This is a genomic window from Mesorhizobium tamadayense, assembly GCF_003863365.1.
Lineage (GTDB): Bacteria > Pseudomonadota > Alphaproteobacteria > Rhizobiales > Rhizobiaceae > Mesorhizobium > Mesorhizobium tamadayense.
In genome coordinates this window covers 1-25,000 of the sequence record NZ_RQXT01000078.1, presented here as the reverse complement: position 1 = coordinate 25,000, position 25,000 = coordinate 1, and the positions used below count along the sequence as shown (strand labels likewise).

Here is a 25,000-nt window from a genome sequence, read left to right as displayed (position 1 = left end):
GTCAAACGGCCTCGACGAGGCGGCAACAAAGATCAATTTCCGCCCGGCGGCAGCAACCTGAAATCCGGTAGCTCCCGCAGCGCCAGCTCCGGTCCGGCCGGCGAATAAACCACGAAGAGCTGCATCGGCTGGTCGCCGGTGTTGAGCGTCGAGTGGAAGCGGCTTTCCGGCACGTAGATGGTGCAGCCGGGACCGACCTTCGCGACCACCGGATTGCCCGTCTCATCCTCGATCATCTGCTCGCCATGACCGGAGATGACGAAAATGATCTCTTCGGCGCCCGGATGGTTGTGGCGGGTATGGCCCTTGCCGGAGGGCAGGTCGACGACGCCGCCGGAAAAGCGGGCGGCGCCGTTCACTTCCGGCGCGACGGTGAGCGCCAGCTTGCCCCAATCGAAGCCGAAGGCACTGACATCCTTCGGGTAGACGAACATCTTGCTCTTGTCGGCCATTGCCTCATCTCCTGTTCGTGCCGCCGTTCTGTCTTTTTGTCGGAGCATCGGATTTTCCCAAAACCGGCTTCCACTTTTGGGTCCGGTGCTCCAGCGCGACGGCCTTGAAATCCGCGGTCTGCCTGGCGATCGCCGCTTCGGCCGGCAACCGTTCCATCGAGCTTGCGCCGTAGAAGCCGTGCAGCCCCCTGCCGCGCGCCAGGATGTAGCGCGCATCGTCGGGCATCGAGATCGGTCCGCCATGGCAGAGCAGGATGACGTCCTTGCGCACCGAGCGTGCGGCATCGGCAATGGCGTCGATCTCCTTCACGCAGGCATCGAGCGACTTCGCCGAAGTGGCGCCGATCGAGCCGCCGGTCGTCACACCCATATGGGCGACGACGATGTCGGCGCCGGCTCGTGCCATGGCGCGCGCCTCGTCCGGATTGAAAACGTAAGGCGTGGTCAGCAGATCGAGCTTGTGCGCCTCGGCGATCATGTCGACCTCGAGGCCAAAACCCATGCCGGTCTCCTCGAAGCTTTGGCGCATGGTGCCGTCGAACAGGCCGACGGTCGGAAAGTTCTGCACGCCGGAAAAGCCCATCGTCTTCAGTTCGGCGAGAAACAGCGGCATGATGACGAACGGGTCGGTGCCGTTGACGCCGGCCAGCACCGGCGTCTTCTTCACCACCGGCAGCACCTCATAGGCCATTTCCTTGACGATCTCGTTGGCATTGCCATAGGCGAGCAGGCCGGCGGCCGAGCCGCGCCCGGCCATGCGGTAGCGGCCGGAATTGTAGATGATGATGAGGTCGATACCGCCGGCTTCCTCGGCCTTGGCCGACAGGCCGGTGCCGGCGCCGCCGCCGACGATCGGCACGCCCTCGGCGATCATCTTGCGGAACTTTTCCAGGATATCTTTGCGCGGAATGGCGGCCATGCTTGTCGGGTCTCACTTCCTGGCGATGTCGAGGAGAGCCTCGGCCGCGGCCTTGGCGAATTCGGGGTCGTTGATGTGCAGCGGCAGGCGCGTCACAGTGCGGTTATTGGTCGGCTTGATGGTGCGCTCGATAGCTTCGAACAGGACAGAATCGGCTTCCGCGTCGAAGAAGGCCCCGCCCTCGATATCGAGCGCCGACACGCCCTTTTCCGCAATCAGGAAGCGGACCGGGCCCTCGCAGCGGGCGAGGCGGCCGCCGATCCATTCGCCGATCCTGCGGCATTCATCCGCCGTGGTGCGCATCAGCGTGACGTTCGGATTGTGCTCGTAGAAGAGACGGCCACGATATCGTTCGGGGATGGTCGGCGGCGCCCAGAAGTTCACCATGTCGAGCGCGCCGACGGAGCCGACATAGGGCAGCTTCGTGCGGGCGATGGCGCCGAAGCGATCCTGCGTCGCCGGCAGCACGCCGCCGAACAAAAGATCACAGACCTCCGTCGTGGTGATGTCGAGGACGCCGGCGAGCAGTCCTGAATCGGCGAGCTTTTCCATCGAGCGGCCGCCGGTGCCGGTGGCATGGAAGACCATGCAGTCATACTTTGCGCGTAGCCGGTCGGCGATGGTTGTGACGCAAGGCGTGGTGACGCCGAACATGGTCAAGCCCAGCGCCGGCTTTCCGGCGGCTGACGGGGCCGGCCTCGCCACCATGCCAGCGATGGCCTGGGCGGCGTTGTGCAGCACGACGCGCGACAGCCGGTTGAGGCCGGCCATGTCGGTCACCGACGGCATCATGACGATGTCGGAGACGTCGACATAAGGCGCGGTGTCGCCGGAAGCGAGCGTCGAGACCATGATCTTCGGCAGGCCGAGCGGCAGGGCGCGCATCCCGGCGGTGACGATCGAGGTGCCGCCGCCGCCGCCGATGCCGATCACGCCGGCGACGTCATCGCGGGACTGGATGAAACGGGCAAACGCGACGCCCATGCCGGCGACGGCCGTGCCGCGATCGTCGATGCCGAGCACCGCGCCGGCTCCATCGGGATGATGCGCGGCGACCTCGCTTGCGGCGATCTCCACCGGCACAGTCGCCCCGCGCGTGCCGATATCGACGCGGGCGACCGCGCCGCCGGCAGCGGCGACGGCATCGGCCAGGAAGGCAAGCTCCTCGCCCTTGGTGTCGGCGGTGCCGACCACGTAGATGCGCTTCATCCGCGTTTCCCCGTCGTCTCTCCCGGTTGGCCGGCGCGCTCGGCGTTGCCGCCTGCCGCTTCTTGCCTGGCCCGGTCGCCAAGGCGTGGGCCATTGCAATTTTTTGAGACGCGCGTATCGTATTGACATGGACGTCTCACGTCAACAAGCCAGCGTCGACGCCGATCAGGCGGCTGTGCCCGAGAAGGGGCCGCGTGCCCGCACCATGCGCCTGATGCTGGAGACGGCGACGCGCCTGATGCAGTCCGGCGCAACGCCTTCGGTCAGCGAGGTTGCGGAGGCGGCGGAAGTCTCTCGCGCCACGGCCTATCGCTATTTCCCAAGCCAGGCAGCGCTGGTGCAGGCGGTCGTCGACGAGGGGCTCGGCCCGATACTGACCTGGAAATCCACTTCCGCCGATCCGGAGCGGCGCGTGGCGGAACTGTTCGCTTCCGCCATGCCGCGCATCGAGGCCTTCGAGGCGACGTTCAAGGCGGCGCTGAAGCTTTCGCTCGACCAGTGGGCCAGGCGGCAGGCAGGCACGCTGGGCACGGAACCCGCCCTCACGCGCGGTCACCGCGTCGACCTCCTGAAGGACGCGATCGCGCCACTCAAGGGTCAACTCAAGCCGCGTCAGTTCAGGCGTCTTGCCCAGGCGCTTTCGATGATGTTCGGCGTGGAAGTGCTGATCGTGCTGAAGGATATATGGGGGTTGGACAGCCGTGACATGATGTCGGTCGCCGAGTGGGCGGCGGGCGCTCTGGTGCGCGCGGCGATGGCGGAATCAGAGGCGAAAACGGGTGGAGTTTCGATCGCAGCGAAGACGACGATGTCTTAAATCTGGTTCGACCAGATTGGAGGCCGAGCTAGCTTTAATAATTGCGAGGCCTCGGTGGAAACAAGGCCTCTGCATATCAAGGAGTAGGAAAGGTAAGGCAAAACAGACGGATACCGCCGCGATTGGCTTGTCGAACCGCTTTTGACTGGACAAGAAAGAGCTTGACGTCCCTCTTGAATTGGTAATACCAGATCAGTATGCATAAAGTGGATCGAAAGTGAGGGCTGCGATCATTTTTCCCGGCAGGGCGAAGAGGCTCGAAACCGGAAATGCCATCACGGGAGGAACTACCAGGGCCGACCATACTGCCGGCCCCGCATGACACGGTAGAATGCGCACAAGGGAGGAAAACTATGCGCAAGATAGTGACCAGCGTGATTGCTGGTATCGGGCTGGCGCTTGCCTGCGGGACATCCGTCCGAGCGCAAGACAAGGAACTCACCATCTTCTGGGCGGAATGGGATCCGGCGAACTATCTGCAGGAACTCGTCAACGACTACACGGCCGAGACCGGCGTGAAGGTCACGGTGCAGACCACGCCGTGGCCGGATTTCCAGACCAAGGCCTTCACCGAGTTCAACGCGCATGGCGACGCCTACGACATGGTGGTCGGTGACTCGCAATGGCTGGGCGCCGGTTCGACGCAGGGCCACTATGTCGACCTGACCGACTTCTTCAACCAGCACAAGCTCACCGACGTGATGGCGCCCGCGACCATCAAGTATTATGCCGAATACCCCGGCGGTTCCAGCAAGTACTGGGCGATCCCGCTGGAAGGCGATGCGATCGGCTGGTCCTACCGCAAGGATTGGTTCGAGGATCCGAAGGAGAAGGAAGCCTTCAAGGCGAAGTACGGCTACGACCTCGACGTGCCGAAGACCTATGCGCAGTTGCGCGACATCGCCGAGTTCTTCCACCGCCCGGACCAGAAGCGGTACGGCGTCGCCATCTACACCGACAATTCCTATGACGCGATGGCGATGGGCGTCGAAAGCGCCATCTTCAGCTATGGCGGCGATCTCGGCGACTACGCAAGCTACAAGGTCGACGGCATCACCAATTCGAAGGAGGCCGCCGCCGGCCTCGACATGTACAAGGAGCTTTACAAGTTCACGCCTCCCGGCTGGGGCAAGACCTTCTTCGTGGAAGACAACCAGGCGATCACCGGCGGCCTCGCCGCGATGAGCATGAACTTCTTCGCCTTCTTCCCGCCGCTGGTGAACAAGGCCACCAACCCCTATGCAGACGTCACCGGCTTCTTCGCCAACCCGGCCGGCCCCGACGGCAAGCGCTTCGCCGCTCTCGGCGGCCAGGGCATCTCCGTCGTCTCGTACTCGAAGAACAAGGACGAGGCGATGAAGTTCCTTGAGTGGTTCATCAAGGACGAAACCCAGAAGAAGTGGGCCGAGCTCGGCGGCTACACCTGCAGCCAGGCCGTGCTGAAGTCGGAAGCCTTCCAGAACGCCACGCCGTACAACAAAGCGTTCTACGACACCATGTTCATGGTCAAGGATTTCTGGGCGACGCCTGAATACGCCGAGGTGCTCGATCAGCTGAACCAGAACATTTATCCGTTCGTGGTCGGCGGCAAGGGCACCGCCCAGGAAGCGCTCGACAAGACCGCCGCCGACTGGAAGGCGACGTTCACCAAGTACAACCGCTACAAGTAAATCATTAGAGCCAGAATGCCGGAGGAGGATTTCCCCTCCGGCATTCCTGTTTTCACGGAGACGATCGTTGGCTTCGGTAGCCCTCACCAATCTCGATCCTGCCTCTAGGGCCGCCGCTCGCGGCTGGTCGGATCTGACCATCCGCAACATGTTCATCATCCCGACGCTGGTTTTCCTGATCGTCTTCAACATTTTCCCGCTGATCTATTCGCTGGGCTATTCCTTCACGAACTTCGCGGCGAACCGGAGCGAGCCCTGGCAGTTCGTCGGCCTGCAGAACTATCGCGAATTGCTAACCGACGATCACATCTGGTCGAATTTCGTCATCACGGCGAAATACGTCATCGTTTCGGTGGCCGGCCAGATGATCGTGGGCTTCGGCCTCGCCCTGCTGCTCAATCGCAGCTTTCCGATGAAGGGCCTGATCACCACGCTGCTGCTCCTGCCGATGATGATGTCGGCGGCTGTGGTCGGCCTGTTTTGGCAGTTGCTCTACAGCCCGTCCTGGGGGCCTATAAACTATGTCTTCGGCCTGGGTGACTTCGCCTGGCTCTCCAATCCCGACAGCGCGCTCTACGCGGTAGCGATCACCGACATCTGGATGTGGTCGCCCTTTGTCATGCTGCTCTCGCTCGCCGGCCTTTCGGCCGTGCCGCAGCACCTCTACGAAGCAGCGGCAATCGACCGGGCCGGTTGGTGGTACACCTTCACCCGCATCACCTTGCCGCTGGTCTCGCCTATCCTTTTGATCGCGCTGATCTTCCGCACCATGGAAGCCTTCAAGACCTTCGACATCGCCTACACGATGACGACCCAGCCGACCGCCGAGCTGATTGCGATCCGGCTCTACAAGCAGGCCTTCCAGCAATGGGACACCGGCAAGTCCTGCGCGCTGGCCTACATCGTGCTGATCATGGTGCTGGCGATCACCAACATCTATGTCAAATACCTCAACAAGGTGAAGGAGCGCTGAGATGGCGGCCGTCCGCACTTCTTCCGAGGTCGCCCTCAACCGCATCGCCATCGTCGCGGTGCTGGTCGCCACGCTGATCTTCCTGGCACCGATCTACTGGATCGCCTCCACGGCCTTCAAGCCGAAGGAACTGGCAGTCAGCGTGCCTCCCACCGTTCTCTTCCAGCCCGAAGTGACACCGTTCATCCGGCTCTTCACCAAGCGGGTGCAGATGCAGAAGACCGTCGACCCGCAGGTCTATGAGGCCGCGCCCTGGTGGGAAAAGCGCATCTATGACGGCGGCGAGCGGGTGCTGAAGGTCGGCAAGGACGTGCAGCTTTCGCAATATCCCGACCGGTTCATGAACAGCCTTATCGTGGCGATCGTAAGCACGGTTCTCGCGGTCGGCATGGGAACCTTCACGGCTTATGGTTTCTCGCGCTTCAAGATAGCAGGCGAGGCGGACCTTCTTTTCTTCATCCTGTCGACACGCATGCTGCCGCCGGTGGTCGTCGCCATCCCGATGTTCCTGATGTACCGGATGGTCGGCCTCAACGACTCGCATATCGGCCTGATCATCCTCTACATCGCCTTCAACCTGTCCTTCTCGGTCTGGCTGATGAAGGGCTTCATGGACGAGATCCCGAAGGAGTATGAGGAGGCGGCGCTGGTCGACGGCTACACGCGCATGCAGGCCTTCTTCAAGATCGTGCTGCCGGAGGCGGCGACGGGCATCGCCGCCACCGCCGTGTTCTGCTTCATCACCGCCTGGAACGAATACGCTTTCGCGCTGATCATGACCAACCGGCGCGCCCAGACCGCGCCGCCTTTCATTCCCAGCCAGATCGGTTCCGGCCTGCCGGACTGGACCACGATCGCGGCAGGCACCTTCCTGTTCCTGCTGCCGGTCGCGATCTTCACCTTCCTGCTGCGCAACCATCTGCTTCGCGGCGTGACCTTCGGAGCGATCCGCAAATGAGTTTTCGCGCTGTCAACGAGAAGTATCTGCTGCCGGCGTCGCAGATCGCCATGGTGCTCGGCATCATCGCGCTCTGCCAGCCGTGGAGCCTCAGCCTGCATTCCTACGGCGTGACGATCATCCTGATCGGGCTGATCGGCTTCAACATCACGTCCAAGATCGCGCCGGAGCGCAGCGAGGAAACCGGCGCCGCGACGCATGAGGGGGCCCGGCAGTGACGCAGATCGAACTTCGCGGCATCGAGAAATTCTTCGGCGCCGTCCAGGTCATCCACAATCTGAACCTCGCAATCGCCGACAACGAGTTCATCGTTCTGCTCGGCCAGTCGGGTTGCGGCAAGACCACGACGCTGCGCGCGATAGCGGGGTTGGAGACGATCGATAAGGGCGACATCCTGATCGACGGCAAGGCGGTGCAGCACCTCAAGGCCGCCGACCGCGACATCGCCATGGTGTTCCAGTCATTCTCGCTCTACCCGCATATGACGGTGTTCGAGAACATCGCCTTTCCGCTGCGCGCCACGCGCATGAGCAGCGGCGAGGTCGACAAGTCGGTGCGCGAGGTCGCGCGGGTCCTGCGCATCAGCGACCTGCTCGACAAGAAGCCGTCGGCGCTGTCGGGCGGCGACATGCAGCGCGTGGCGATCGGCCGTGCCCTGGTGCGCCGACCCAAGGCGATGCTAATGGACGAGCCGATCGGGGCGCTGGACGCCAAGCTGCGCGAGGAGATGCGGGCCGAGATCAAGCGCCTGCACATCAAGCAGGGCTCGACCACGATCTACGTCACCCACGACCAGATCGAGGCGATGAGCCTCGCCGATCGCATCGTCATCATGCATGAGGGCTTCATCCAGCAGGTCGGCACGCCGGACGATGTCTACTCGCATCCGGCCAATCTGTTCGTGGCCCAGTTCGTCGGCAGCCCGGTGATGAACGTCGCCGAGGCCAGCGTCGCCGATGAGGGCGGTGCCGCCACCGTCACCGTCGGCGGTGCGCCCAAAGGCTTCGAGTTCCCTCGCGAGCTTCTCACCAGGCTCAACGGCCACGTCGCCAATGGCGGCCTGACGCTCGGCATACGTCCCGAAGGAGTGCTCGTCCGGCACGACGCCGCGGCCGGCTATGTGCCGGTCGAGGCCCAGATCATCGAACCGCTCGGCTCCTTCGACATCGTCGACCTCAAGGTCGGCTCCAAGATGCTGCGTGCACGCACCAAGGCCGGCTACGTTTCAGGCCCCGGCGAAAAGGTCCATGTCCGCATCGATCCGGAGCAGGCGCATTTCTTCGACACGGCAAGCGGCAAGTCGCTGGGAGTGAGGCTCTGATGGCCCATATCGAGCTGAAGAACGTCACCAAGAAGTTCGGCAGCCATACCGCGCTGACCGGCCTCAATCTCGACATCGCCGACGGCGAGTTCTTCGTGCTGCTGGGCGAGACCGGCGCCGGCAAGACGACGACGCTGCGACTGATCGCCGGACTCGAGAAACCGACCGAGGGCCAGGTCTTCATCGACGGCGTCGACGTCGCCGACTGGGGCGCGGCCGAGCGCGACGTGGCGCTGGTGCTGCAGCAATATTCGCTCTATCCGCGCTACACGGTGCGCGAAAACCTCGAATTCCCGCTGAAGCCCAAGATCCGTCGCCTGCCCGATGCCGAGATCAAGGACCGTGTCGCGCGCGCCGCGCGCACGCTGCGCATCGAGCACCTGCTCGACCGCAAGACCGACCGGCTCTCCGGCGGCGAGATGCAGCGCGTCTCGATCGGCCGGGCCATCGTGCGCAAGCCGCGCGTGTTCCTGATGGACGAGCCACTGTCGGCGCTCGATGCCAAGCTGCGCGAGGCGCTACGCACGGAGTTGAAGAACCTGCAGATGCAGCTCGGCGCTACCTTCCTGTTCGTCACCCACGACCAGATCGAGGCGATGTCGATGGGCGACAAGGTCGGCGTGCTGAACCACGGCCGCATCGTCCAGACCGGCACGCCGCACGAAATCTACAACAATCCGCGCGACACCTATGTCGCTAGCTTCGTCGGCTCGCCGCCGATGAACCTCATCGACGGCAGGCTGGTCGAAAACCGTGCGGTGATGGCGAATTTCGAGCTGCCGCTTTCAGGGGGGGCGGCCAGGACGGGCGGTGCGACCGACGGTCGCCCGCTCGTCTTCGGCATCCGTCCGGAGGACGTCTATCTGGAGAGCGGCGCGCCGGTCGAGGCACGCGTCCACGATGTCGAGAACCACGGCGTCGAGAAGATCGTAACGCTGAGGGTCGGCGATGCCATGCTGAGAGCCACCGTGCCTGCCAGGACCGCCGTCGAGATCGAGCAGCCGGTGCGCTTTGCCTGGAACTCGGACAAGATGGTGATGTTCGACAAGGGTAGCGGCGTCAGCCTGCGACACACCGGATAGGGCATGGCCCCGAAAATCGGAACGGCTTTTGACTTATGTTGAACTCGACATAATGCAGAGCGTTTTTAGCTTGGCGTCGCGCAGAAAGACAGGTGGCGAGAGCGCGCTGCGGTGGATCGCGACGGTGAGCTAAAAACGTGTTGGACTAAGCCGCCGGCACGGGTGGCCGCTATGGGCGTTCAATTGAGCCGCACCGGCGAACAGGTATCGCGTGGGCCTCAGACGCAACGCGGACGCGGCGATTGCAGGGGTCGCATGCGCCGAAAGCGGCACGGATATCGGTTGCGGCAAAGTGAGGACCGGCGCCGCGCCTTGCGAGGAGAGGCTGCCCCGGGGCCGGCGGCGCGCATCTCCGCGGGACCGGCTCGGTTTTCCAGCCGAACGGCCCGTGCAATACGGTAACGATGGAAGCTGAGCCCTACTTTCATGATGTATCCCAGTATGGCGGCGGTCCGGTGACGCCGTCGAAGACTTCGATGACAATCATCTGCCCTTGGTGACAGGCCGGGCATTGCCGGAGGGAGTGCCCGGTAAGGTCCTCGTAGCGGTCGCGATAGTCCTTTTCGATCGGCTCGACCGACGGCTCGGGAGCCGGCATGCCGAGCAGGTCGCGGCAGTGGGCAAGCTTTTGCGCGCGGTGGCGATTGCCGAGGAAGCCGTAGTAGCGGATGCGATGGAAGCCCTCCGGCAGGACGTGAAGCAGGAAGCGACGCATGAACTCGTCGGCCGAGACGGTCATGACCTTTTGCCGATCACCATGCCGGCAGTCTTTCCAGCGGAAACGAACGGCGCCATCCTCGATGTCGACGAGGCGGTTGTTGGAGATGGCGACGCGGTGCGTGTAGCGGCCGACGTAGTCGAGGACCTGTTCGGGCCCGGCGAAGGGCGGCTTGGCGTAGATCACCCATTCGGCCTTTCGAAGGGGCGCCAGGTAGCGCCGGAAGGCGTTACGCTCGCTCAGGGCCTGCAAGTCAGAGAAGAACTGCAGTTCGCCGGCCGCGAAGGCTTTCTCCAGGTGATCCAGAAACAGCCGTCGGAACAGGCGTGAGAGCACGCGGACCGGCAGGAAGAAGCCGGGCTTGCAGGCAATCCATCGCGTGCCGTCCGGCGAGAACCCGCCACCCGGGACGACGCAGTGCAGGTGGGGGTGGTGCAGCAGGTTCTGGCCCCAGGTGTGCAGCACCGCGAAGAAGCCGATCTCGGCGCCGAGATGCTTGGGATCGGCGGCGATGGTGCGCAGCGTCTCGGCGGTGGCGCGGAAGAGCAGGCCGTAGACGAGCGCCTTGTTCTGATAAGCGATGGCGGCAATGTCGCCCGGCAGCGTGAAGACGACGTGGAAGTACTGCGTGTCGAGAAGCTCGGCGCGACGATCCTCCAGCCATTGCGCGCGGGCCAGCGATTGGCAGCGGGGACAATGCCTGTCGCGGCAGCTGTTGAAGGCGATGCGCCGGTGGCCGCATTGATCGCATGCTTCAACGTGCCCGCCGAGCGCGGCGGTCCGGCACAATTCGATCGCCGTCATGACGCGGCGCTGGGCGGTCGACAGCGACGCGTCATGCTGAGTGCGATAGGCTTCACCGTAGCGGCGGAAGATATCCGCCACTTCCGGCCCCGAGCGGGCCATCGGCGCGCGCTCAGAAGTATTGCGGCTTGGCGGGCGGCGGCAAGGTGGCCGCCGGACGCGGCAAGAGCTCGAAGGGGCTCGACGTGGCGCAGACCTTGTTGGTGGCAATCCGTAGGTAATGGGCGGTGGTCGCGAGGCTCCTGTGACCGAGCAGCAGTTGAATGGTGCGCACGTCGGCGCCGGCCTCCAACAAATGGACGGCAAAGGCGTGTCGTAGGCTATGGGGCGTGACCGGCTTGGACAAACCGGAGCGGTCGCGCGCTTTCGCGCAGGCATGTCCCACCGCATCCCTGGTGATCGGCTCGCCGGCACGATCGCCGGGGAAGAGCCACGTCTCCGGCCGGCGCACCTTCCAGTAGGTGCGCAGGATCTCCAGGAGCTTGGGCGACAGCATCACGTAGCAGTCCTTCTGGCCTTTGCCCTGCTCGACGCGGACGACCATTCTCTGGCTGTCGATGTCCGTAGGCTTCAGCTGCACCGCCTCCGAGATGCGCAAGCCGGCGGCATAGCACGTGGTCAGGATGGCGTGATGTTTGACGTCGAGCACGCAGCCGAGGAATTGCTGAACTTCCTCGGGACCGAGGACGATCGGCAGCTTTTGCGGCTTCTTCGGAAGCGGGAGAACCTCTTCAGGCGCCCAGTCCCATTCGAGCGTCACACTGTAGAGAAAGCGCAGCGCCGCGATGGCGGTGTGGATCGAACCGGGCGCCAACTTCTTCTCGTTGGTCAGATAAACCTGATAAGTCCGAATGTCCTCGCGCCCGAGCAGGTCCGGCGACTTGCCGAAATAGCGGGCGAACAGCGACACCTGTTGCAGATACGAGCGCTGGGTGTTGAGCGCGAGGTTGCGCACCTGCATGTCCTCGCTCATGCGCTGGCGAAGTTGGGTCATGACAAGCTCCTTTGTCCGATGGAATGGGCTGCAAGCAGCCATCCCATGCTCGCGCAGTTGGAGCTTCTTTTGCATGTATGTCCGGCGCCACGAACGACGCCATCAGGACCGCACCGTCGGTGCATAGCCTCCTTGCCGGTCCGCGGTCGCGGAGCGGGTTAGTCCAATGCAGAATTATGCAGAGCTGGGATTATGTGGAGTGGGTGCTTCGCCGCGCCTCGGATCAGGTTGCGCGACACGTCGTGGCGTTCGGCCAGGCTACCCAGCGTTTCCTCACCGCGTTGGTCTAGAGGGATTCACCGTTTCACGAAAACGCCGAACCGCTCTATCTCTTTGTTTTCACGCAATTCCAGACGGAAAACCGTTTCACACTTTTCCTGGAATTGCTCTAGGGTACGCGGCTCGCGATGTCGTGATGATAAGCCGCGGAATAGTTTGGCGGCTCCAAGCGTTCGGGATGGCAGACGGCGGGCTTATGCGATGACGCCTGCCGCCACGGGGTTAACCGTGCGAACCTTGGCTACAACCGCTGTTGTCCTGCTTGCAATCATCGTCGGGCTGGCAGGCTACACCTATGTCGGATTCTACAATGTTGCTGCCAGCGAGCCGGACCCGGACTTCGTCCGTTGGTCGCTGGAGACAATCCGGAACAATTCTATTGAACGCCACGCCGGCCACAGTGTCAGCCCGGATCGATCGCTTGACGATCCGGAGATGATCCGCACAGGCGGCCATCACTACAAGGAGGAAGGCTGCGTCGACTGTCACGGCGGTCCGGGAATTTCTCCGGCGGAGTTCGCCAAGAACATGCGGCCCAAGCCGCCAGACCTCACACGAGCCATTGCCACCTTGGATGATGCTGAGCTCTATTGGATAGTGCAAAATGGCATAAAAATGACCGGGATGCCTGCGTTTGGTCCAACGCACAGCCAGGAAGGGCTTTGGGCGATGGTGGCCTTTGTTCGCCATCTACCGGAAATGTCTCAATCCGAATACGAGAAGATCACAGAAGCCTCTGAAGGCGAAGGGCATCATCAGGCTGCAGGTGAAGACTATGGACCGGCTGCGTCTGGCAAGTGATGTGTGCAGGGATGGCGGAAGGGCCGCCTGACCTTCGGCTGCCGGCGTGGCAAGCATGCGCACCTTGCCGGAGGTGATGAAGCGGCCGATGATCAGGGGCAGCCCGGCGTTCCTGCTTGGCCCCAACACATCCGATCAAGCTGGCTGACGCGCCTGCCGCTCGCTCGGCGAGACTCCGGCCGGCCCGGTACTATTTCGGCAGATAAGTCTCGTAAGGCGTCTCGTTGATCAGCAGGATCACGCATTCGGTGTCCGACAGGCAGGCATCGTCATGCATCTCGTTGGCCTTCTGGGTCCAGTAGGAGCCTGGCGACAATTCGACCTTGGTCGCTTCGCCGCCCTCCATCTGCCAATGCGCCCACAGCCCCTTGATGACGACAGCGCGATAGTCCGCCGTGTGCGCGTGGACCGGCGCCCGCCAGTTGCCGGGGACCTTCAGCAATGTGCCGGCCGGGCCCTTCGCCCGCTCGCCCCATAGCGGGCCGAGGCGCTGCGGCTGGTCCGGCGCTTCGACGACATAAGGAATCTTATCGGCCGGAAGATAGCTATCCTCGAGCGCGAATGCCTGCCCCGGAAGCATGGTGAGCGCGGCAAGCGCGAGCGGTGCAAATTGATCAGCCATGGCGGTTCCTCCCGCCGGGGAGCTTAGGCAGTCCCTGTCGGTGGAGAATGACGCGTCGTCCAAAAGACTTGGCAATTCCTCCAGCATGGTAGAGGCTTGACCACGGTGTCAGGATTGCTCGTCGGCGCCGGCGTTGCGCAGATGGCTCGGCGCGACACCCATCACCCGCTTGAAGGCGCGGCTGAAGGAGGCTTCCGAATCGTAGCCGAGCCTCGCCGCCGCCACAGACACCCGCATGCCGTCGCGGGCGAGCCACTGCCGTGCCTGATGCATGCGCACGCTGAGCACATATTTGGCCGGCGTCTCGCCGACCACGGTGGCGAAGCGCTGCGCGAAGGCGGAGCGCGACGCCCCCATCAATCGCGCCAGCGCCTCCACCGTCCAGTCGCGGTCGGGTTGCAGGTGAATGGCGGCGAGCACTCTGCCGACGTCCGGATTGCGGACCGCGGCGATCCATCCGGTGGCATCGCCGCAGCCGTTCTCCACCCAGGAGCGGATGATGGTGGCGGCGAGCACGTCGGCCAGGCGAGCGAGGATGCCGCCGGAGCCAACGCGGTCCATCGTCACCTCGCCGGCCATCGCGTCGAGCAGATGCTGGATGCCTGGCGCATTCGCCATCAGCTCATGCGCGCGCATCAGGTCGGGCATCATGTCAAGCAGCGGATGCGAGCCGTCGAGGTTGAAATGCATGCTGCCGCAGAACAGAAGAGTCTTGGGCCCGCTGCACTCGTTGGAGACGTCGTAGATGTTCTCGCACACCGGCTCGATGGTGTAGCGGCCGATCGGCACCGGAGGCACGCCGGGCGCGCTGGCCAGCACATGCTCGTCGCCGCGCGGGATCAGCAGCGCGTCGCCCACCGATAGCTCGATCCATTCCTTGCCCGGCGAGAACAGCCAGCAGCCTTGCTGGCCGATGAAATGGAAGCGCGCCGCCTTTTGCGCCGGGAAGGAAACGGCCCACGGCTCGCCCAGCACGCAGCGGCCGTAGTCGACGCCGTCCAACCGCAAGCCGCGCAGCATGTCGGTCAGCGGATCGCCGGACGCCGGCAATGCGGTTTTGGATGAATTGTAATTCATTTCGGCGTTTCTAGCATGGAAACTCCAGACAGTCACTCCCTATGTTGCGCTGCAATCAAATGTTGCGCTGCAACTTCCGGAGACTTGCCATGACCGAACCCGCCACGGGCGTCATCGATGCCGCCGTTCTCGACAGGACCGAACCCGAGGAGCGAACCGAGCCCGTGTGGGGCGCCGTGGTCTCGCTGGCGCTAGGCGTGTTCGGCCTGGTGACGGCCGAATTCTTGCCCGCCAGCCTGCTGACGCGGCTGGCGCAGGATCTCGGCGTCAGCGAAGGCGCCGCCGGCCAGGCGGTGACGGCGACGGCTGTCGTCGGCGCGATAGCGGCACCCACCATGGCCATCGTCACCAAGCGGCTCGACCGCAGGCTGGTGATGTGGATGCTCACCGTGCTTCTGATCGTCTCTAACCTGTTCGCCGCCTTCGCCTCCTCGCTGACGATGTTGCTTCTGGCGCGTGTGGTTCTGGGCGTCGCGCTCGGCGGCTTCTGGTCGATGTCGGCCGCCATGGCGATGCGTCTGGTGCCGATGCGGCTGATGCCGCGCGCCATGTCGATCATCCTGACCGGCGTTTCGGTGGCCACCGTCACCGCGGCGCCCGTCGGCGCCTATGTCGGCGACATCTGGGGCTGGCGCACGGCCTTCATGATCGCGGCGGTCGTCGGCGCGCTGACCTTGCTGGTGCAGCTTGCCACCATCCCCAGCCTGCCGCCGACGGGCGTGGCCAGCTTCCGCACACTGGTCGAAGTGTTGAAGCGGCCGACGATCCGCGTCGCCCTCCTGGTCGTGCTGCTCGTAGCCTCAGGGCAGTTTGCCGGCTTCACCTATGTGCGGCCGTTCCTGGAGACGGTGCCGGTCATGCCGATCGAGACGATCTCGCTGGTGCTGCTCGCCTATGGCATTGGCGGCTTCTTCGGCAATTTCGCCGGCGGCTTCCTGGCCGAACGCAACCTGAAGCTTGCGGTCGGGCTGGCGCCGCTGCTGATCGCGCTGTCGGCGCTCGCCATGCTGACGCTCGGCGCCTCGCCAATAGTCGCGGCAATTGCCGTTGCAGGTTGGGGCTTTGCCTTCGGCGCGGTGCCGGTCGGAATACAGACTTGGATGGTGCGGGCGGCTCCCGACCAGGCAGAGAGCGCAGGCGGGCTGATGGTCGCGACGTTCCAGGTGGCGATCGCACTGGGCGCGGTCTTCGGCGGCCTGCTGGTCGACCATGCCGGTGTGGCCAGCGCTTTCGCCTATGGCAGCGCGGCGACGCTGCTTGCGGCCCTGGTGACTTTCGCGATCGGCCCGAAACAGGCTGAATAGCCTTGGATGCCGACAAGCCGGCCGATGTGGCCGGCTTGTCGGCAGAGCGATGCAGTCTGGTCTAGGCCGAGCGGCCGTCGAAGTCGAAGACCTGTATTGCGGCGAGGTCGACATCTTGGAGGCAGTTGATGTTGATGTAGGCGCTGCGTTCGCTGCCCTGGCTGACGTCCTCGGCGAAGGGATGGATTCCGCAGGTTCGGCAGAAGCGATGCACGATCGAAACTTTGCCGAAAGTGTATTTGCCGAGGTCGTCGCCCCAGGCAACCAGGCGCATGCTGCCATGCGGCACGGCCCACAGCAGCGCGCCCTTGCGCGCGCAGATCGAGCAATTGCAGCGCACGACGCCGCCAAGCTCGCCCTCGATCTCGAATGCCACCTTGCCGCAGTGGCAGCTGCCTTTGTAGAGCATCGGTCGTTCCTCTCGCTTCGGAAGGTGCAAAGGCACGCTTGCCGGGTTATCCCTTACTCTGGCCCAAGCTGGTGGCCACTGACTTAAAGACGTTACAGCCTCCAGGGGTCCGACATCGACATGCAATCCGTCCGCGATCGTCTTGAAGCTGTCCTGTCGCGCCTTGCCGATCGCGCGATCGATGAGAAGGTCTACACGAAGCTCTATATCGAGGCGGCGCGCGCGGCGGCGGATGCGGCCGACGCCCGTCGGAAGGCCGGCGTAAGCCTCGGGCCGCTCGATGGCGTGGTCGTCTCGATCAAGGATCTGTTCGACGTCGCCGGCGAGCCGACCAGGGCGGGCTCGCTGGTGTTCGCCCGTGCCCAGCCCGCCGCGCGGGACGCGGCGATCGTGCGCCGGCTGCGCCAGGCGGGCGCCGTGATCCTCGGCAAGACTAACATGACCGAATTCGCCTTCACCGCGATCGGCGACAATCTGCATTACGGCACACCGGGCAATGCGACCAATGCGAGCCTGATCCCGGGCGGCTCGTCGTCCGGCGCCGGCGTCGCGGTGGGCGAGGGCAGCAGCGAGATCTCGATCGGCTCGGACACCGGCGGCTCGGTTCGCATTCCAGCCTCGCTCAACGGTATCGTCGGCTTCAAGCCGACGGCCCGGCGCGTGCCTTTGGCCGGCGCCTTTCCCTTGTCGGCAACGCTGGATTCAATCGGCCCGCTCGCCCGCAGCGTCGTCGATTGCGCGATCGCCGACGCGATCATGGCGGGGGAGGAGCCGACGGCTCTTCAGCCGATCCCACTTAGCGGCCTGCGCATCGGCATTCCGCGAGGCCGGCCCTTTGACGACACGCAAGCCGAGGTCACCGCGGCTTTTGAAACGTGTGTCAGCAACTTCGAACAGGTCGGCGCACGCGTCGCCGATCTGCCGATCGACGACCTCATTGGCGAGATGCGCGCGGCAACCAAGCGCGCCTCGATCGCGGCAATGGAAGGCGCCGAGGTGCATGCCGACTGGCTGGCCACCGGCGCCCCGGTGCCCGTCGATCCGCATGTCAGCGGGCCTTTGGCGCGCGCGCTGACGGTGCCCGCTTCCGTCTACATCAGGACGATCCGCCGCCGGACGGAGCTTACCGCAGCCATGGAGAAACGGCTGGGGGCAATCGATGTGCTTGCGCTGCCGACCGTGCCGATGGTCGCGCCGTCGATCGCCGCCATGGCCGGCGACGAAGCGCTGCGCGAAAGAACGGAAGGTCTGCTGCTGCGCAACACCCAGGTCGCCAACCAGTTCGATCTCTGCGCGATCTCGCTGCCGATGCCGGGAACGACGTTGCCGTCCGGATTGATGTTGGTGGCGCGCAACGGCCACGACCGACGCCTTCTCGGGATTGCCGCAGCGGTGGAGGCGTTGCTGAGAGGTTGAGAGCTCAGCGCGCCGAGCAGTGGCCGCGCTCGCTGTCCTTGGCGGCCCTCTCGATGCCCGTCGCGACCAGCGTCGGCAGGCTGTACTGCTTGCCGTTGAACGTATGCGGTCGGTTCTCGATCGTGCCGGTGATGACGACCTTGCCGGCATAGAGCTTGTCCGACAGGTCGAGCGCCTTGTCCTGTTGCGGCAGGCCATCGATGTCGATCGACACGCCCTTGATGATCCTGCCTGAGGCGAGATCGAGGGCGCTGCTCGAAGGGCAGGGCGCCATCACGCAGCGCAGGCCGTTGTCGCAGGGCATATAGCTGCCTTGTCCGTCGGCGCGAGCCTCGGCCGCAGACAGGCAGAAGACAGCGATCAGAAGGGCTCGCGCGACGCTCTTGGTCATAGCAGGAAGGTCGTCGTCAAATCCGGGAAAGTTGAGGCAAACGGCAAGCGTCAGTCGGCCGGAAAGCGCCGGCGGTAGTGCTCGATCACTTCCGGATTGCGCAGGTTGACCGGCAGCTTGTTGGCAAGCACCAGCAGGGCCTCGCCGGCAGCACCTACACCCATGCGCATCATCGATTCTTCGGTGATGCCGGCCATATGCGGGGTGACGATGACGTTGTCGAAGCTGAAATAGGGATGGTTCGCCGGCAGTGGCTGGGTCGCAAAGACGTCGAGCGCCGCGCCGCCGATGCGGCGCTTTCGCAGGGCTTCTATCAGCGCCTCGTCGTCGACCACCGGTCCGCGCGAGACATTGATCAAAAGCGCATGGGGCTTCATGCGGGCGATGCGCTCGCGGCTGATCAGGCCGCGCGTCTCCTCGGTCAGCGGACAGCAGAGCACGATGATGTCGCTCTGCTCGAGCAGCGCGTCGATCGACAGGACGCCGACGCGCTCGGGTGCCGGACGCAGGCTGCGCGTCGTCGCCACCACATTGAGGTCGAAGCCATGCGCGGCGATATGGCCGACGGCTTGGCCGACCGCGCCGAGACCGATAATGCCGATCGTCTTGCCGGCAAGCTCGCTGGTCGAATTGGCGTGCTCGCGCCCGGCGAGCCAGCCCTTGGCGCGCAGGTCGCGATCCATCACGCGGAAGCGCCTGAGCAGTGCGAGCGCCACGAACATCACGTGCTCGGCGACCGAGCGGGCATTGACCGCCGGCACATTCGCCACCAGCACGCCGGCGGCGGTGGCGGCCTCGACCGGGATCATGTCCAGCCCCGCGCCGTGGCGGATCGCGGCGCGCAAATTGTCGGCGCCATCGAAAAGTTCAGGCGGCAACGGCGCGCGCACGATGACGATGTCGGCGTCTTTCGCTTCAGCGATCAGCGTCCTGGCGTCGAGCGCGGGGGCGATCGCCAGCCGGCCGGCGCCTGCCAGCATAGCCGTGGCGCGCGGGTGCAGCGGGTGCGTCGACAGGATCTTGCGCATCGGGTTCCTGTTGTTTAGCCGCATTTGTGCGACGCCAAGCGACTCCGCTTGGCCGCAAAATGCTTAGGCCTTTTCGAGCGCCGCGCTCTTCGGCTCCGCTCCGCGGCCTTCGATGAGGCCCTTCCAGTAGCTCTCGGCGCCTTGCAGGTGGGCACTCATCAGCGCCTGGGCGAGGTTGCCGTCGCGGCGCAGCAGCGCCTCATAGATCTGGATGTGCTCGGCATGCGAGCGCACGCTGCGTTCCAGATCGTTGAAGTAGATCGGCAGGCGCTGCTCGCCCATCAGATAATAGACGCTGCAGATATTATAGAAAACGCTGTTCTTGGTGGCACGCACGATCTCGAGGTGGAACTCGCGGTCTTCCTTGGCAAGGCCTTCGCCGGCGGCGATGCGCTCCTCGGAAGCCTTCAGTATCTCGCGCAGCCGCTCGAAATTCTCTTCTGTGGCGCGCGAGCAGGCAAGCTCGGCCGCCTTGATCTCGTGGATCTTGCGCAATTCGACGGTCTCGTAGATCTGCACCGGATCGAGCGGCAGGCCGGCGCGCGCAAAAAGCGCCAGCGCCTCGACGCTTGCCTGCTTGGTGTCGATATAGATGCCGGATTTGGCGCGGCGCTCGACGATGCGCATCGCTTCGAGGATGGCCAGCGCCTCGCGGATCTGGCCGCGGCTGACGCCGAAATGTTCCGCCAGCTCGCGCTCCGACGGCGTGCGGCCCGACTCCTTGTCCGAGTTGGAGAACAGATAGGCGGCGAGTTCCGCGAGAAGGTTCTTTTCTTTCATCGTCAGCAGCGTTGCGCGTTCGCCTCCAGGAAGCTCTCCGAGATGGTGAAACCCAGTCCGGGCTTTTCAGGGATCGCTATCATACCGTCCTTTGCTTCGACAGTCTCTTCGACGAGATCATGGATCATCGGGTTGGCGCCGAGCGAATATTCGACGGTGAAGCTGGCGGGCGAGGCGGCACAAACATGCAGCCCGGCAAAGAAGCAGGGCGCGCCGGCCCACAGATGCGGCGCGAAGCGCAGGTTGAAGGCGCTGGCGATGGTGCCGATCTTCATCGCCTCGCTGATGCCGCCGCAGAAGGCGGGATCGGGCTGGAAGATGTCTGCCGATTTCAGCACCGCCAGATCGCGGAAGGCATAGCGCGTTGCCTCGCTCTCGCCGGTGGCGATCGGGGTCGAGCCTGAGGCGCGCACCTCGGCCATGCCCGGCTTGTCGTCGGCAATCACCGGTTCCTCGAACCAGGCGAGGTCGAGATCGGCGGTGAGGCTGATGAAGCGCTTCGCCTCGGCGACGGTGTAGGTGCCGTGCGCGTCGACCATCAGCTCGACATCCGGGCCGATTGCCTGCCTCGCGGCACGCACACGGGTGGCCGAGATGTGCGGCGCGCCGTCCATGGCGCCGACGCGCATCTTCAGCGCCTTGAAGCCTCCCTCGGCGATGTAGGATTTGAGCTGCTCGCCGATGGCGTCGGCCGATGCCCAGCCGCCCGAGGCATAGGCTTGCATGCGCTCGACCTTGCGGCCGCCGAGCAGCCGCCAGACCGGCTGTCCCAAGGACTTGCCGAGGATGTCCCAGAGCGCGATGTCGACGGCGCTGATCGCCGCCACGCTCATGCCGCGCCGCGCCAGCTGCGGCATGGCATGGCCCGCATGGGCGGCCGTGTGGTGGCGCGTGCCGTTGTAGAGCATCTCCCATATGACGCCGATATCGGCTGGGTCGAGGCCGATGAGCTGCGGCGCAATCTCGTGATTCAGCATATGGACCAGCGCGCCGTAGCTGCCGGCGCTGCCGGCGGCATTCTTGCCTTCGCCCCAGCCGACGAGGCCGTCGTCGGTCTCGATGCGCAAAATGGCGGCGTCGAACGTCGTCACCTGACCGAAGTCGCTGCGGTGCTGCTTCGCGACTTCGATCGGTATGCGGACCCACCAGGCCTGGACGCTTTTGATACGCATCTTCATCCCCGGCCCCCTCGCCCGAGGGCGGAAGGGCTAGCTTCGATCGAACCGACTACTTGATCAGCGGCAGCAGCGTTTCGGCGGTGATGCGCATCTGGTCGGTGTAGAATTTTTCCGTGAGCACGCTGGAGCCGTGGTCCTGGATGAATTTGAGCTGCTCGGGCGAGATGTCGACCGGGTTGCGCTCCACCATCTCCGGATAGGGCGCGGCCGGCGTGCGGTCGACGGGCGCGACGAACTCGTTGGTCAACGCGCCATCGTAGCCGATCTCCTTCAGCGTGCCGACGATCTTGGGCCAGTCGATCTGGCCGAGGCCGGCAGCGAAGCGGTTGTTGTCGGCGACATGGAAGTCGAAGAGGCGCTTTCCCACCTGACGGATGGCGTCGTAGACGTTAAATTCCTCCATGTGGATGTGGTAGGCGTCGAGGCAGACGCCGCATTCCGGGCTCACCGCATCGGCAAGCGCGAGCGCCTGGGCGCCGCGATTGAACAGATAGGTCTCGAAGCGGTTGAGCGGCTCGACGGCGATCCTGACGCCGACCTTCTTGGCATGCGCGAAGCATTCGCGGGTGGCGTCCACCACCCAGCCCCACTCTTCCGCCTCGGTGCCGTCGGGCACTACCTTGCCGACGGTCGCGGGAACCAGCGTGATGATCTCGCCGTCGAGCTCGCTCACCATGGTCAGCACGTCCTTGACGTATTGCACCGAGCGCTCGCGCTGGCCCTGGTTCTTGGCGGCAAGGTTGCGTTCGCCCAGCATCAGCGTCACCGAACCCCAGCAGCGGATGCCGTGCTCCTTCAGGAGCGCGCGCGTCTCCTTGGTCTTGTACTGCTCGGGCTCGCCGGAAATCTCGATCGACTCATAGCCGAACTTCTTGATGCGCTTGAGCGTCACCTCCAGCGGCTCCGCCCGCATCCAGTTGTGCGTCGAAAGATGCATGGCTCTATCCTTCCCAGAATTCGCCTGTCATGTTTGCCGCGGCGTTCTCCAGTGAGCCCGCCGCGTGATCTCCTCCCCATGGCGTTCCAGCGGTTTTTCTCGAAACTGGTTCGACCAATTGGGTCTGAGAAAACCTCTACAGCAAATTCACATTATCGGCAAGGAGACCGAACGCGGGGTCTTGCCCATTGGACAATTGTTTGATTTTAATGGATTAAATATTGCCTTGTCGTCCTCGCCGCCGGTTTTGCGGCCGTTTGCGATAGCTTGACCAAATGGCCGGATTTGGTAATACCAGAATGGCGCTGCGCTCTGGCGCCGATACCGAACGACCAAACAGGCTGGCCCTCGCTTCAATCGGCGCTATGCTTGGTCCGTGAAAATGATAGAGGGAGGATGCCGATGCCGACGACTATGAAGGGTCCCGGCCTGTTTCTGGCGCAGTTCGCGGGCGACGCCGCGCCGTTCAATTCGCTGGCTTCGATCACCAAATGGGCCGCAGGGCTCGGCTACAAGGGCGTGCAGATCCCGACCTGGGACGGTCGCCTGTTCGACCTCAAGAAGGCGGCGTCGTCGAAGGCCTATTGCGACGAGGTCAAAGGCACCTGCACTGAGGCCGGCGTCGAGATCACCGAGCTGTCGACGCATCTACAGGGCCAGCTTGTCGCGGTGCATCCGGCCTATGACGCGCAGTTCGACGGTTTCGCGCCTGCCGAGGTGCATAACAATCCGAAAGCCCGGCAGAAATGGGCGGTCGAGCAGATGGAGTTCGCCGCCAAGGCATCGAAGAATCTCGGCCTCAAGGCCTCGGTGAGCTTCAGCGGCGCGCTCGCCTTCCCATATCTCTACCCGTGGCCGCAGCGGCCGCCCGGGCTGATCGAGGAGGCGTTCGCCGAGCTCGGCAAGCGCTGGAAGCCGATCCTCGACGTCTATGACGAGAACGGCGTCGATGTGGGCTACGAGATCCATCCGGGAGAGGATGTGTTCGACGGCGCGACTTTCGAGATGTTCCTCGATGCGGTCGGCGGCCACAAGCGCTGCAACATCAATTACGATCCGTCGCACTTCCTGTTGCAGCAGCTCGACTATCTCGAATTCATCGACATTTACCACGAGCGGATCAAGGCGTTCCATGTCAAGGACGCCGAGTTCAATCCGACAGGGCGGCAAGGCGTCTATTCGGGCTATCAGGGCTGGGTGAACCGGGCCGGACGCTTCCGTTCTCTCGGCGACGGACAGGTGGATTTCAGCGGCATCTTCTCCAAGCTCACCCAGTACAATTACGATTCCTGGGCGGTGCTGGAATGGGAATGCTGCCTGAAGCATCCGGAGGATGGCGCCGCCGAAGGTGCGCCCTTCATCCAGCACCACATCATCCGGGTCACGGAGAGAGCCTTCGACGATTTCGCCGGCGGCACCAGCGACAAGAAGCTGCTGCGGGCGATGATGGGGATTTAGCACTTTACCCTTCCCCTTGAGGGGAGGGTCGATCCGCAAAGCGGATCGGGGTGGGGTCGCCGGGCGTGGAGCTCGGCATGAACCGACCCCTCCCGGCCCTTCGGGCCACCCTCCCCTCGAGGAGGAGGGGTATCTCAGACGAGGAGAGGACAAGAATGGTCGGCGCATCGAAGTCGGAAACGGGAGGCGGACCGATCCGCTACGGCATGGTCGGCGGCGGGCAGGGTGCCTTCATCGGCGCGGTGCATCGCATCGCCGCGCGCATGGACAATGATTTCGTGCTGGTGGCCGGCGCGCTATCGTCGAACCCTGAGCGCGCCAAGGCTTCCGCCGCCGAGCTCGGGCTCGATCCGGCGCGCAGCTACGGCTCCTACGCCGAGATGGCAAAGGCCGAGGCGAAGCGCCCGGACGGCATCGAGGCGGTGGCGATCGTGACGCCCAACAACGTGCATGTGCCGGCGGCAAAGGCCTTCCTGGAGGCCGGCATCCACGTTATCTGCGACAAGCCGCTGGCGACCTCGCTGGCCGAGGCGAAGAAGCTCGCGGCATTGGTCGAAAAGACCGGCAAGGTGTTCGTGCTCACCCACAACTACACAGCCTATCCAATGATCCGCCAGGCGCGCGAGATGGTGGCCAAGGGCCAGCTCGGCGATATCCGCATCGTGCAGTCGGAATATCCGCAGGACTGGCTGACCGAAGACCTCGCCGCCACCGGCCAGAAGCAGGCGTCGTGGCGCTCCGATCCCAAGCAGGCCGGCGCCGGCGGCGCGCTGGGCGACATCGGCACGCATGCCTACAACCTCGCGCGCTTCGTCTCCGGCCTGGAGCTCGACACGCTCTCTGCCGACCTCGACGCCTTCGTGCCGGGCCGCCAGCTCGACGACAACATCAATGTGCTGTTGCGCTTCAAGCCAGTCGGCAAGGCGCATCCCGCCAAGGGCATGATCTGGGCGAGCCAGGTGGCGCCGGGGCACGAGAACGGGCTGAAGCTGCGCATCTACGGCTCGAAGGGCGGGCTGGAATGGGTGCAGGCCGACCCGAACTATCTGTGGTATACCCCGTTCGGTCAGCCGAAGCAGTTGCTCACCCGCGCCGGCGCCGGCGCGATGCCTGTCGCGGCGCGTGTCAGCCGTGTGCCGTCCGGCCATCCGGAGGGCTATCTCGAAGGCTTCGCCAACATCTACCAGGAGGCCGCGCGGGCGATCCGGGCAGCACGCAGGAAGGGCGGCAAGCCGGCCAAGGATGTCGTCTTCCCGACGATCGCCGACGGCGTCGAAGGCATGGCCTTCATCGAGGCCTGCGTGAAGTCGTCGAAGAAGAATGGGGCGTGGACGAAATTGTAGTCGCGTCGGGGCGGCACATGGGGAGTTCCCCCTCACCCGGATTGCCAGCCGAATTGCAAT

General features: G+C 64.2%; 25 protein-coding genes. 12 read left to right on the top strand and 13 right to left on the bottom strand.

Features of this window, described 5'->3' with window-relative positions; all coding sequences use genetic code 11:
• Positions 1-32: 32 nt before the first annotated feature.
• From EH240_RS34230 to EH240_RS34220, 3 genes are read right to left on the bottom strand one after another with little or no spacing between them, the layout of a single operon-like run.
• Complete coding sequence (locus EH240_RS34230) at positions 33-452, bottom strand: cupin domain-containing protein (protein WP_125006787.1); 420 nt, start codon at positions 450-452, stop codon at positions 33-35.
• 4 nt (positions 453-456) lie between these two features.
• Positions 457-1,371 (bottom strand): phosphoenolpyruvate hydrolase family protein, encoded by a 915-nt coding sequence (locus EH240_RS34225; protein ID WP_245436652.1) that lies wholly within the window; start codon positions 1,369-1,371, stop codon positions 457-459.
• 12 nt (positions 1,372-1,383) lie between these two features.
• Positions 1,384-2,580, bottom strand: a complete 1,197-nt coding sequence (locus EH240_RS34220; protein WP_125006786.1) for a Tm-1-like ATP-binding domain-containing protein — start codon at positions 2,578-2,580, stop codon at positions 1,384-1,386.
• A 127-nt stretch (positions 2,581-2,707) separates the two neighbouring features.
• On the opposite strand from EH240_RS34220, the gene EH240_RS34215 reads away from it, so the two are divergent.
• From EH240_RS34215 to EH240_RS34185, 7 genes are all read left to right on the top strand, one after another.
• Complete coding sequence (locus EH240_RS34215) at positions 2,708-3,397, top strand: TetR/AcrR family transcriptional regulator (RefSeq protein WP_125006785.1); 690 nt, start codon at positions 2,708-2,710, stop codon at positions 3,395-3,397.
• Positions 3,398-3,750: 353 nt separating this feature from the next.
• Complete coding sequence (locus EH240_RS34210; protein ID WP_125006784.1) at positions 3,751-5,067, top strand: ABC transporter substrate-binding protein; 1,317 nt, start codon at positions 3,751-3,753, stop codon at positions 5,065-5,067.
• 67 nt (positions 5,068-5,134) lie between these two features.
• Positions 5,135-6,040: a carbohydrate ABC transporter permease gene (locus EH240_RS34205; RefSeq protein ID WP_125006783.1), complete on the top strand. Its 906-nt coding sequence runs from the start codon at positions 5,135-5,137 to the stop codon at positions 6,038-6,040.
• A 1-nt stretch (position 6,041) separates the two neighbouring features.
• Positions 6,042-6,998 (top strand): carbohydrate ABC transporter permease, encoded by a 957-nt coding sequence (locus EH240_RS34200; protein ID WP_125006782.1) that lies wholly within the window; start codon positions 6,042-6,044, stop codon positions 6,996-6,998.
• Positions 6,995-7,216: a hypothetical protein gene (locus tag EH240_RS34195; protein WP_125006781.1), complete on the top strand. Its 222-nt coding sequence runs from the start codon at positions 6,995-6,997 to the stop codon at positions 7,214-7,216. Before EH240_RS34200 ends, EH240_RS34195 begins: the two co-directional genes overlap by 4 nt.
• Positions 7,213-8,319 (top strand): ABC transporter ATP-binding protein, encoded by a 1,107-nt coding sequence (locus EH240_RS34190; RefSeq protein WP_125006780.1) that lies wholly within the window; start codon positions 7,213-7,215, stop codon positions 8,317-8,319. The genes EH240_RS34195 and EH240_RS34190 overlap by 4 nt, the downstream gene beginning before the upstream one ends.
• Positions 8,319-9,401: an ABC transporter ATP-binding protein gene (locus tag EH240_RS34185; protein WP_125006779.1), complete on the top strand. Its 1,083-nt coding sequence runs from the start codon at positions 8,319-8,321 to the stop codon at positions 9,399-9,401. Before EH240_RS34190 ends, EH240_RS34185 begins: the two co-directional genes overlap by 1 nt.
• Positions 9,402-9,825: 424 nt before the next feature.
• Here EH240_RS34185 and EH240_RS34180 read toward each other — a convergent pair whose 3' ends face one another.
• Together EH240_RS34180 and EH240_RS34175 are read right to left on the bottom strand one after the other, a co-directional pair.
• On the bottom strand, positions 9,826-11,025 hold the full coding sequence (locus EH240_RS34180) for an IS91 family transposase (protein WP_125006778.1): 1,200 nt from the start codon (positions 11,023-11,025) through the stop codon (positions 9,826-9,828).
• Positions 11,026-11,035: 10 nt separating this feature from the next.
• On the bottom strand, positions 11,036-11,917 hold the full coding sequence (locus EH240_RS34175; protein WP_167484288.1) for a tyrosine-type recombinase/integrase: 882 nt from the start codon (positions 11,915-11,917) through the stop codon (positions 11,036-11,038).
• 480 nt (positions 11,918-12,397) lie between these two features.
• On the opposite strand from EH240_RS34175, the gene EH240_RS34170 reads away from it, so the two are divergent.
• Positions 12,398-12,997 carry a c-type cytochrome gene (locus tag EH240_RS34170; protein ID WP_125006777.1) on the top strand — a complete coding sequence of 200 codons (600 nt, stop codon included), beginning with the start codon at positions 12,398-12,400 and terminating at the stop codon, positions 12,995-12,997.
• A gap of 190 nt (positions 12,998-13,187) precedes the next feature.
• On the opposite strand, the gene EH240_RS34165 is transcribed toward EH240_RS34170, so the two are convergent.
• Complete coding sequence (locus EH240_RS34165) at positions 13,188-13,619, bottom strand: DUF4437 domain-containing protein (protein WP_125006776.1); 432 nt, start codon at positions 13,617-13,619, stop codon at positions 13,188-13,190.
• Positions 13,620-13,727: 108 nt separating this feature from the next.
• Entirely contained in the window at positions 13,728-14,696 is a 969-nt protein-coding gene (locus tag EH240_RS34160) for an AraC family transcriptional regulator (protein ID WP_125006775.1), read from the bottom strand.
• Between the two features lie 89 nt (positions 14,697-14,785).
• Between EH240_RS34160 and EH240_RS34155 the strand changes: the two genes are divergently transcribed.
• The gene (locus EH240_RS34155) at positions 14,786-16,000 is read left to right on the top strand and encodes an MFS transporter (RefSeq protein WP_125006774.1); all 1,215 of its coding nucleotides are present in this window, start codon (positions 14,786-14,788) and stop codon (positions 15,998-16,000) included.
• Positions 16,001-16,061: 61 nt separating this feature from the next.
• Here the strand turns inward: EH240_RS34155 and EH240_RS34150 are convergent, their stop codons facing one another.
• Positions 16,062-16,409, bottom strand: coding sequence for a GFA family protein (locus EH240_RS34150; RefSeq protein ID WP_125006773.1), 348 nt, complete (start codon positions 16,407-16,409; stop codon positions 16,062-16,064).
• A gap of 120 nt (positions 16,410-16,529) precedes the next feature.
• Here EH240_RS34150 and EH240_RS34145 point away from each other — a divergent pair, with 120 nt between their 5' ends.
• Positions 16,530-17,825, top strand: coding sequence for an amidase (locus tag EH240_RS34145; protein ID WP_125006772.1), 1,296 nt, complete (start codon positions 16,530-16,532; stop codon positions 17,823-17,825).
• Between the two features lie 4 nt (positions 17,826-17,829).
• On the opposite strand, the gene EH240_RS34140 is transcribed toward EH240_RS34145, so the two are convergent.
• The 5 genes from EH240_RS34140 to EH240_RS34120 form a co-directional block, all read right to left on the bottom strand.
• On the bottom strand, positions 17,830-18,216 hold the full coding sequence (locus EH240_RS34140) for a hypothetical protein (RefSeq protein WP_125006771.1): 387 nt from the start codon (positions 18,214-18,216) through the stop codon (positions 17,830-17,832).
• Positions 18,217-18,266: 50 nt separating this feature from the next.
• Positions 18,267-19,244, bottom strand: a complete 978-nt coding sequence (locus EH240_RS34135) for a hydroxyacid dehydrogenase (protein WP_125006770.1) — start codon at positions 19,242-19,244, stop codon at positions 18,267-18,269.
• A gap of 63 nt (positions 19,245-19,307) precedes the next feature.
• Positions 19,308-20,024 (bottom strand): FadR/GntR family transcriptional regulator, encoded by a 717-nt coding sequence (locus EH240_RS34130; RefSeq protein WP_125006769.1) that lies wholly within the window; start codon positions 20,022-20,024, stop codon positions 19,308-19,310.
• Between the two features lie 2 nt (positions 20,025-20,026).
• Positions 20,027-21,196: a mandelate racemase/muconate lactonizing enzyme family protein gene (locus EH240_RS34125; RefSeq protein WP_125006768.1), complete on the bottom strand. Its 1,170-nt coding sequence runs from the start codon at positions 21,194-21,196 to the stop codon at positions 20,027-20,029.
• Positions 21,197-21,251: 55 nt separating this feature from the next.
• On the bottom strand, positions 21,252-22,139 hold the full coding sequence (locus EH240_RS34120) for a sugar phosphate isomerase/epimerase family protein (RefSeq protein WP_125006767.1): 888 nt from the start codon (positions 22,137-22,139) through the stop codon (positions 21,252-21,254).
• Positions 22,140-22,541: 402 nt separating this feature from the next.
• Between EH240_RS34120 and EH240_RS34115 the strand changes: the two genes are divergently transcribed.
• Complete coding sequence (locus EH240_RS34115) at positions 22,542-23,597, top strand: sugar phosphate isomerase/epimerase family protein (RefSeq protein ID WP_125006766.1); 1,056 nt, start codon at positions 22,542-22,544, stop codon at positions 23,595-23,597.
• A gap of 155 nt (positions 23,598-23,752) precedes the next feature.
• Entirely contained in the window at positions 23,753-24,940 is a 1,188-nt protein-coding gene (locus EH240_RS34110; RefSeq protein ID WP_125006765.1) for a Gfo/Idh/MocA family protein, read from the top strand.
• The last annotated feature ends 60 nt before the right edge of the window (positions 24,941-25,000 follow it).